Here is a 5,502-nt window from a genome sequence, read left to right on the forward strand (position 1 = left end):
CCCGCCCAGGCCCGGTGCCGGCACCGCGATGCCGACGGGAACCACGCCTGCGGCGCCTGCCAGCGCCAGCGGCGGATCGGCGATCTCACCGATCTCCATCGCAGGCTCGGGCGCTTCCAGCACCTGGACCGGAACCAGCAGCCGGTAGCCGCTCTTGGCGATGGTCTCGATATAGGCCTGGCCGTTGTCGTCGTCGTTGGCAAATGCCTTGCGCAGCTGCGTGACCGCCTGGGTCAACACGTCGTTGGTCGGCAGCGTGTCAGGCCACACTTCGGCAAACAGCTCCTCGCGGGTGACCACCCGGCCGGGCTGGCGCAGCAGCACGCGCAGCACACCCAGCGCCTTCGGTGTCAGCCGGCGTGGACGACGCGCACCCGCAACTTCGACCTCTCGCGAGGACAAAGTAACGACGCATTCGCCAACCTGGATGCGGTCGGCCTCGGGCGGCTGTGTTTCGCTGCTGTTCATTTTCCGATATACAGTAGGGACGGGCCTGGGCAGGTTTCACCAGCGATACCGTCCCCATGCAGGGACAACAAAAAGCCAGATTCCGCACAAAGCATCGGCGCATACCGCAAAAACAATTACGCGTACCGATATTAGCCTAAGCCGGTTACCCCGCCTATGACGGGGTCGACACTCAGGCTCTCTCTCGCCGACGCATTCACATAATCTGCATCACCATTCGCGCCCCTGTGGGCGCGAAATTTTTATCTGGCGTTCATTTTCACATGCGCCGGAGCATCGTCAGTCCGACCAGTCGTGAAACCACCAGCGCGACATACATGACGCCCGCGAACTGTTCCAGCATGACCAGTGCCCGCGCCTGCGGATGCAGCGGCACCACATCGCTCAATCCGACCCCGGACAACAAGCTGAAGCTCAGATAAAGCAATTCCATCCAGCTGCGCTGCGGCCCCCCGCCCGTGCCCTGGAAACTGCCCGGGTACCACTGCTGGCACACCGCGAACGCAAACGCGAACGCCCAGGCCAGCAGCGTGAAAGTCGCGCCGGCCGCAAACAGCTCATCACGGGTGACTTTATGGTCCTGCAGCATGTAGGCGATCAGCGCACCGGCCGTGTAGAAGTACAGCAGGCTCTCCAGCAGCTGCGCCGTGGTCAGCAGCGCGCTGCGGTCCAGCAGGGCGCCGGCCAGCGAGAACACCACCGAGGGGATCGCCAGCAGCAGCGCCAGCCAGGTGCCCAGCGGACTGCGCTGCACCACCCACAGGGCAAGGCCAAGCACCGCCATCCCGAACATGCCCAGCGCCGCGCGGCCGGCGGCGGTGTCATCCAGCGCGGGATACAGCAGCACCGCCAGCAGTTGTGCACCCAGCAGCCAGGCCGAGGGATGGCGGCGGGCAATGGCCAGCCAGCGGGTGGTCATGGCAACAGGCATGGCGTCCTTTCCCCGGGGCGATGGGCGGAGGATAGCCGGACGCGGCGTGATGAGCGGTGGTGCCGGCTGCTGGCCGGCACGCCCCTTCGCGCATCACCCCTGGTGGTACACCTCGGCACCGGCGGCGCGGAATTGCTCCGACTTCTCCTTCATGCCGGCCTCGGCGTAGTCGCGCACGTCCTGGGTGATCTTCATCGAGCAGAAGTGCGGACCGCACATCGAACAGAAGTGGGCCAGCTTGTGCGCGTCCTTCGGCAGGGTCTCATCATGGAACTCCTTGGCCTTCTCCGGATCCAGGCCAAGGTGGAACTGGTCCTCCCAGCGGAACTCGAAACGCGCCTTGCTCAGCGCGTTGTCGCGCACCTGCGCGCCCGGGTGGCCCTTGGCCAGGTCGGCCGCATGCGCGGCGATGCGGTAGGCCATGATGCCGTCGCGCACGTCCTGGCGGTTGGGCAGGCCCAGGTGCTCCTTCGGCGTCACGTAGCAGAGCATGGCGGTGCCGAACCAGCCGATCATCGCCGCGCCGATCGCACTGGTGATGTGGTCGTAGCCGGGTGCGATGTCGGTGGTCAGCGGCCCCAGCGTGTAGAACGGCGCTTCGCCACACTCGCGCAGCTGCTTGTCCATGTTCTCCTTGATCAGCTGCATCGGCACGTGGCCGGGGCCTTCGATCATGGTCTGCACGTCGTGCTTCCAGGCAATCTTCGTCAACTCCCCCAGCGTTTCCAGTTCGCCGAACTGCGCTGCATCGTTGGCATCGGCGATGCAGCCCGGGCGCAGGCCGTCGCCCAGCGAGAAGGTCACGTCGTAGGCCTTCATGATCTCGCAGATCTCTTCGAAATGCGTGTAGAGGAAGTTCTCCCTGTGATGTGCCAGGCACCACTTGGCCATGATCGAACCGCCACGGCTGACGATGCCGGTCACCCGCTTGGCGGTGAGCGGCACATAGCGCAGCAGCACGCCGGCATGGATGGTGAAGTAGTCCACGCCCTGTTCGGCCTGCTCGATCAGCGTGTCGCGGAAGATCTCCCAGGTCAGCGCCTCGGCGCGGCCGTCGACCTTTTCAAGCGCCTGGTAGATCGGCACGGTACCGATCGCCACCGGCGAGTTGCGGATGATCCATTCGCGGGTTTCGTGGATGTGCTTGCCGGTGGACAGGTCCATCACCGTGTCGCCGCCCCAGCGGATCGCCCACACCAGCTTCTCCACCTCCTCGGCGATGCCGGAGGACACCGCGCTGTTGCCGATGTTGGCATTGATCTTGGTAAGGAAGTTGCGGCCGATGATCATCGGCTCGCTTTCCGGATGGTTGATGTTGTTGGGCAGCACCGCACGGCCGCGGGCGATCTCGTCGCGCACGAATTCCGGCGTGATGATCTTCTGGATCGACGCACCGAACGCCTCGCCGGGGTGCTGCTGCAGCAGGCCTGCATCGCGGATCGCATCCAGCCGCTGGTTCTCGCGGATGGCGACGAATTCCATTTCCGGCGTGATGATGCCGCGGCGTGCGTAATGCATCTGGGTGACGTTGGCGCCGGCACGTGCACGGCGCGGCAGGGTGCGTGCGGGGAAGCGCACCGCATCGAGCTTCGGGTCATGCTCGCGATCGCGACCGAAGGAAGAACTCAGGCCTTCGAGCTGCTCGGTGTCGCCACGCTCTTCCACCCAGCCGCGACGCAGCGCTGGCAAGCCAGCGGACAGATCGATGCGCACTTCCGGATCGGTATACGGGCCCGACGTGTCGTAGACCGTGACCGGTGCATTCTCTTCGCCACCGAACAGCGTCGGCGTGCGGGTCAGCGCGATCTCGCGCATCGGCACCTGCAGGTCCGGGCGCGAGCCGGGCACGTGGATCTTGCGCGAGCCGGGAATGGGCCGGGTCACGGATTCGGAGAGTTGCTGGGCCTGTTGCTGCAGGGCAGAGAGCTGTGCGTTCATCGGGCATCGTCCAGGAAGGTCAGGGACGAAGCGGCGGCGCACTGCCGCCACGCGCGGACGGTCCCTGGGCGGAGTCCGGGCATGGCAACATTGCAAAGCTTCCCTACGCCGGTATGAGCCGGATCAGGTTCCAAGGGACTGTCTCAACCGTGGCCGTTTGGCCGCGGTACCCCCGCTTCTTGCTGCGCATTAGAGCATAGAAAGCACTGCAGCTCATGACCGTTGCAGCCGCGCATCGCGTGGATTCGTTGTTTCTGTACTAACAGAGCCGTGACATCGCGTTCAGTAACGTGCACGTCCGTCGCATTCCAGCGACCGATGCTTCCTTCGCCGCCGACGCGGCCCCTGCCCGGCTCGCGCTGCACGCCGCCGGCCCCTCGCTGCAAGCTCTGCTCGCTCCCCTCAATCCCTTGATCGGAGAAGCTCCTTCATGGTGTTTCGCATTTCCATCGCACTGGTGCTCGTCCTGGTGCTGCTGGCTGGCTTCGCGCCCGGCCCGTTCAATACCGTCGTCCAGTCGGTACTCGCCGATGTCATCCGCAGTGTCGGTTGGCTCTATCTTCTGGTCGTGTTCCTGGCGCTGACCTTCCTGATGTACCTGGCCTTCGGTCGTTTCGGCAACCTGCGCATCGGCGGTGAAGATGCCGAACCGGAGTTCTCGCGCGCCAGCTGGATGTCGATGCTGTTCGCCGCAGGCATGGGCATCGGCCTGGTGTTCTGGGGCGCCGCCGAGCCGATTTCCCACTTCACCAAGCCACCGGAAGGCCTGGCCCCGCAGAGCATGGACGCGGCGCGGGCTTCGATGCGCTATGCATTCTTCCATTGGGGCCTGCACCCCTGGGCAATCTACGCGCTGATCGGCCTGGCGATGGCCTGGTTCCAGTTCAACCGCAACGGCCGCGGCCTGGTCAGCGACATGCTGCAGCCGATCATCGGCCGCCACCATCGCGGCTGGATCGGGCGCGTGGTCAACATTGCAGCGGTCGTTGCCACTGCGATTGGCGTGGCCACCACGCTGGGCTTCGGCACCATCCAGATCGCCGCCGGCATGGAGCGCGTGTTCGGCCTGCACGCGGGCGTGCCCCTGCAGCTGACCATCATCGCCATCGCGTTCGTGCTGTACATGGCGTCCACCGCCAGTGGCGTGGAGCGCGGAGTGAAGTGGCTGTCCAACTTCAACCTAGCGCTGGCCGCGCTGCTGGCCGCCACCGTACTGGTGCTGGGCCCGACCGGATTCATCTTCGATACGTTCACCACCACCCTGGGCTCGTACCTCAACCAGCTGGTGACGATGAGTCTGCGCATGTCGCCGTTCTCGGGCAGCACCTGGGTGGCGGACTGGACCATCTTCTACTGGGCGTGGTGGATTTCCTGGGCTCCGTTCGTCGGCTCGTTCATCGCGCGCATCTCGCGCGGACGCAGTGTCCGCGAGTTCGTCATCGGCGTGGTGCTGGCACCGACCGTGCTGGGCTTCTTCTGGTTCGCGGTGTTTGGCGGCACCGCGCTGTGGGCGCAGATCTTCGGCCATGCCGATCTGGTGCAGGCACTGGGCAACGGCTATGAAACGGTGCTGTTCACCCTGTTTGACAGCATGCCGCTGCCCTTGCTGCTTTCCTGCATCGCGCTGGTGCTGCTGATGATCTTCTTCGTGACATCGGCCGATTCGGCGGTGCTGGTGCTGGCCAGCATGTCCACCGATGAAGCGGGCGATCCGCCGTTGAAGCGCAAGCTGGCCTGGGGCATCGCGGTGGCATTGATCGCAGCGGCGCTGCTGCTGGCGGGCGGCTTGGATGCGCTGCAGGGCATGATCACGATCGCGGCATTGCCATTTGCGCTGCTGATGGTGCTGGTGATGGTGTCGCTGTACCGGGTGCTGGACCAGGAATACACGCGCGAGCGGCGGCAGGCGCAGCGCCAACGCCACATGATCGATGCGTGGATCGCGCGCGAGATGGCAGCGCAGGAAGAGACGCAGGCGGAGGCGGCACGCGCGCAGGATTCGGATTGAGGGTGTTTTGCAGCCTGCGGCTGCACCGCTTTTTTCAAGCAACGGCAACAGCAACTTCAACAGCGGCTCTGGATTGCTGCTGGTTTGGCGGGTCGGTGTGGGCTGGCAGGACACGCCGTAAACCCGTCCCTGGGGGCTCGATGGCGCCATCCATGGC

Annotated in this window: 4 protein-coding genes and 1 riboswitch; of the genes, 1 reads left to right on the forward strand and 3 read right to left on the reverse strand. The window is 65.1% G+C overall.

All coding sequences use genetic code 11. The annotated features are described in order from the left end of the window. The 3 genes from QRO93_RS16930 to thiC form a co-directional block, all read right to left on the reverse strand. Nucleotides 1-468, reverse strand: a 468-nt coding sequence (locus QRO93_RS16930) for a winged helix-turn-helix domain-containing protein (RefSeq protein WP_285304292.1), incomplete at its 3' end; no start/stop codon positions are given. A gap of 259 nt (nt 469-727) precedes the next feature. Continuing rightward, entirely contained in the window at nt 728-1,399 is a 672-nt protein-coding gene (locus QRO93_RS16935; RefSeq protein WP_050413344.1) for an ion channel, read from the reverse strand. A 93-nt stretch (nt 1,400-1,492) separates the two neighbouring features. Beyond that, a complete protein-coding gene (gene thiC, locus QRO93_RS16940) occupies nt 1,493-3,337 on the reverse strand; it encodes a phosphomethylpyrimidine synthase ThiC (protein ID WP_164087630.1) in 1,845 nt (614 codons plus the stop codon). 82 nt (nt 3,338-3,419) lie between these two features. Further along, a riboswitch (TPP riboswitch) is annotated at nt 3,420-3,521 on the reverse strand. 246 nt (nt 3,522-3,767) lie between these two features. Here thiC and QRO93_RS16945 point away from each other — a divergent pair. Continuing rightward, nucleotides 3,768-5,345, forward strand: a complete 1,578-nt coding sequence (locus QRO93_RS16945) for a BCCT family transporter (protein WP_008267394.1) — start codon at nt 3,768-3,770, stop codon at nt 5,343-5,345. Nucleotides 5,346-5,502 lie beyond the last annotated feature (157 nt).

The organism is Stenotrophomonas maltophilia group sp. Smal17 (genome assembly GCF_030237045.1).
GTDB lineage: Bacteria > Pseudomonadota > Gammaproteobacteria > Xanthomonadales > Xanthomonadaceae > Stenotrophomonas > Stenotrophomonas forensis.

What these genes read in the sequence shown, in the direction of transcription:
- QRO93_RS16935 (WP_050413344.1), bottom strand. Translation starts at nt 1,399, where the DNA reads ATGCCTGTTGCCATGACCACCCGCTGGCTGGCCATTGCCCGCCGCCAT.
- thiC (WP_164087630.1), bottom strand. Translation starts at nt 3,337, where the DNA reads ATGAACGCACAGCTCTCTGCCCTGCAGCAACAGGCCCAGCAACTCTCC.
- QRO93_RS16945 (WP_008267394.1), top strand. Translation starts at nt 3,768, where the DNA reads ATGGTGTTTCGCATTTCCATCGCACTGGTGCTCGTCCTGGTGCTGCTG.